Origin of the sequence: Oceanicella actignis, from assembly GCF_008124525.1 — a bacterium.
Lineage (GTDB): Bacteria > Pseudomonadota > Alphaproteobacteria > Rhodobacterales > Rhodobacteraceae > Oceanicella > Oceanicella actignis.
Window position 1 is genome coordinate 1 of record NZ_VNHJ01000027.1, and the last position, 2,792, is coordinate 2,792.

Consider the following 2,792-nt stretch of genomic DNA (forward strand, 5'->3'; position numbering starts at 1 on the left):
ATGATTGTCCCATGAGATGGTCCTCCTTTCCCTGTATCGCACGGAAAGAAGGTTAAGGGAACAGATCAGCTTCTCCTGTGTCGAGGGATGAAGATGCGCATCAGGTTCATCGACCAGAAGCAGAACCGGGCGAAAATAGATGAGATAGGCGAAGATCTGAATGACCTGCAGAAACCCGATACCCGCCAATTCCAGCGGCTTGAACCGCTTCGGGTCGGCCTCTCGCATCTCGGCGGTCTGGAACTCCGCAACTATGTGCGTATGCCTTTTCTCATCGAACTCGACCTTTAAGGTCAAGTCGCCCATCACACGCGAAACAAAGGACTGCAGCCGCTCGAGGTCGTCCGTCCAGCCGCCGTCCCTTTGCTGCATGAGGTGAAGAATATTTCGCAAGACAGTGTTTGCGTCGCCCGCGGCGGCCTGGCGGCGAACGATAACAGGTGCGCGCTTTTCCTCTTCAAGTGATATTCCCGCCAAGCCGGGGATATAGGCGCTGATCTCCCGCTTTTCGGCCCGTATCTTTTGTATCAGATCGTTTTCCGCCGGCAGGTGGACCTTGATCCCCTCGTTTCTCCCCGACTTTATCCAAGTCTTTGCCTTAAGGTGTTTATCGCCGCCCCAATCCGCTTCCATCTCCAACTCGAGCTGTGGCGAGCCGACCTTGTTGCCGTATTCTTGTCCGTGTCCGGCATTTCTGTATTGCCGGGTCGGCATATAGAGCGCGTCTCGCTCAGAGATGGTCTCGCCGCCTTGTTTTTGAGGGCGCACTTGTCGATGCGTGGCCGACTGAAACATCCAGTGCAGCGCCTGCAAAACCGAGCTCTTGCCCGAGCCATTCGCGCCGACGATGACATTGAAATCGGCGAGCTCGAGCGTCGTGTCCTCGATCGCCTTGAAGTTCCTGATCGTTACTTGCCGTAGCTTCATCGCCGCCTCCCGCGGCGCAATCTAGGGTCGCCTGGGTGGGGGCGTCAAGCAACCGCTATGTGTTTCTGCGAACCACCACCAACCCGTTCGACGCGGGCGGCTACACGCTCGCGGAGATGACCGAGGCCATCAACATCCTGCCCAATGTCTATTCCAGGCTCGGGCAGATGGGCCTCTTCCGCCTCAAGGCATCACCCAGCGCTCGGTGATCATCGAGCAGGCCGAGGGGGTGCTGAACCTTCTGCCCACCGTGCCGCTCGGCGGCCCGGCCACCGTCGCCGGGCGCGACACCCGCGCCATGCGCTCCTTCACCGTGCCCTGGATCCCCCATGACGACGTGATCACGCCGCAGGACATCCAGGGGGTGCGGGGCTTCGGCGTGGCGGACGCCGCCGATCCGCTGGCCACCGTGATGGAGCGCAAGCTCACGCGGATGCGCATCAAGCACGCCCAGACCCGCGAGTTCATGGAGGTCAACGCCCTGCGCGGCATCGTCCGCGACGGCGCCGGCGCCGCGCTCTACGACTACTTCGCCGAGTTCGGCATCACCCGGCTCGAGACCGACTTCGTGCTCGGGACCGCCTCGACCAACGTGCAGGCGAAGATCCGCGCCGTGCTGCGCCAGATCGAGACCGAGCTCAAGGGCGAGAGCATGTCGGGCGTGCTGGCGCTCGTCAGCCCTGAGTTCTTCGACAAGCTGATCGGGCATGCCAAGGTCGAGGACGCGTGGAAGTACTTCTCCTCAACCGGCGCCCAGCCCCTGCGCGAGGACACAAGGCGGCGCTTCCCCTTTGGCGGCATCGTCTTCGAGGAGTACAACGCCACCGTCACGCTCTCGACCGGCGCGACCGAGACGCTGATCCCCGCCGGCGAGGGCATCGCCTTCCCGCTCGGGACCACCGACACCTTCGTCACCTTTGGGGCGCCTGCGAACCTCGTCGAGACGGTCAACACCGTTGGCCTGCCGATCTACGCCCGCCAGCTCGCCCGGCCCGACGGCAGCGCCATCGACGTCAAGACCGAGGCCTCGATCCTGCCGGTGAACAAGCGCCCGCGGCTTGCCGTGCGCATCTTCTCTAGCAACTGATGAGCGTGTTCGCCGCGGCGATGGAGGCGCTCTTCGCCGACCCGCATCTCGGCCGCGACGTGGTCTACATCGCCGACGGCAGCGCGCCCATGCTGGTGCGTGCCATTCTGCGGCGGTCGGACGAGGTGACGGGCTTCGGCGAGGCGCGGCTCTGGTCGGAGACGACCCGGGTGGACCTGCGCGTGGCCGAAGTTCCAGCCCCACGCCCCGGCGACCGCATCGAGATCGATGGCGAGGCCTTCCTCATTCAGGGCGAGCCTTTCCGTGACCGCGAACGGCTCGTCTGGACCGTGGACCTGCACTCGGCCTGACACCGATGAAGCTGAAACTCGACATCACGCCCGACCTCGTCGCCGCCATGGCCGCCGAGGTGAAGGCGGGTGAGAAGGCCGTCACCGCCGCCATGCGCGAGGCCGGGACCGGGCTCAAGACCGCCTGGCGCGGCCAGATCACCGGCGCCGGGCTCGGGCGGCGACTGGCGAACTCGATCCGGAGCCAGACCTACCCCAAGGCCGGTGAGAGCCTGAACGCCGCGGCGCTGGTCTGGTCAAAGGCCCCGGTCATCGTCGGCGCCCATGACACCGGCCCGCTGATCCGGTCCCGCGACGGGTTCTGGCTGGCGATCCCGCTGCCCGCCGCCGGCAAGGGGCGGCGCGGGGCAAAGCTGACGCCCGGCGAATGGGAGCGTCGCCGTGGCCTGCGCCTGCGCTTCGTCTGTTCCCTTAACCTTCTTTCCGTGCGATACAGGGAAAGGAGGACCATCTCATGGGACAATCAT

General features: G+C 64.6%; 3 protein-coding genes and 1 pseudogene. 3 read left to right on the forward strand and 1 reads right to left on the reverse strand.

Translation table 11 applies throughout. The features are described 5' to 3' along the window. The coding region (locus LY05_RS14935) for an ATP-dependent nuclease (RefSeq protein ID WP_148923700.1) at positions 1-927 on the reverse strand (927 nt) is incomplete at its 3' end. A 65-nt stretch (positions 928-992) separates the two neighbouring features. Between LY05_RS14935 and LY05_RS14940 the strand changes: the two are divergent. The 3 genes and pseudogenes from LY05_RS14940 to LY05_RS14950 form a co-directional block, all read left to right on the forward strand. Beyond that, positions 993-2,014: pseudogene (locus LY05_RS14940) on the forward strand (major capsid protein). Continuing rightward, entirely contained in the window at positions 2,014-2,325 is a 312-nt protein-coding gene (locus tag LY05_RS14945; protein WP_148923701.1) for a head-tail joining protein, read from the forward strand. The pseudogene LY05_RS14940 and the gene LY05_RS14945 overlap by 1 nt, the downstream one beginning before the upstream one ends. Positions 2,326-2,330: 5 nt before the next feature. Then, a partial coding sequence (locus LY05_RS14950; RefSeq protein ID WP_249041967.1) for a DUF6441 family protein occupies positions 2,331-2,792 on the forward strand: 462 nt, incomplete at its 3' end.

Bases quoted from the DNA above. Each gene is read 5' to 3' on its own strand.
- LY05_RS14945 (WP_148923701.1), top strand. From the start codon at position 2,014: ATGAGCGTGTTCGCCGCGGCGATGGAGGCGCTCTTCGCCGACCCGCAT.